A 229-nucleotide genomic window follows, 5' to 3' on the forward strand; every position below is an offset into this window, starting at 1 on the left:
GCATTCGGCAGGCGCTTGCGGGCCCGGCCCTGCACCAACCGCATCCGGCTTTTGTGCCGCCACCTCCAGCGTCGGCCGTCCTGCATCCGGGCGATCCGAGCATCCGGGTCCGTCCTGTAAACCCAGGCCTCATTGGACAGTTTCTGATTCTTACACTTGCGGTCGTGCCGGATCAGATGCTCCGCCGCGGGCGTCTCGATGCCGCTTTCTTCCGCCATGCGCCGGAGCA

The 229-nt window shown here is 65.9% G+C and carries 1 protein-coding gene; it reads right to left on the reverse strand.

Going from position 1 to position 229, the window contains the following annotated elements; genetic code table 11:
* Positions 1-218: hypothetical protein (locus E1297_RS49405; protein ID WP_209015509.1), on the reverse strand; the 218-nt coding region annotated here is incomplete at its 3' end.
* Between the last annotated feature and the right edge of the window lie 11 nt (positions 219-229).

The sequence above is a fragment of the Roseibium sp. RKSG952 genome, from assembly GCF_009711355.1.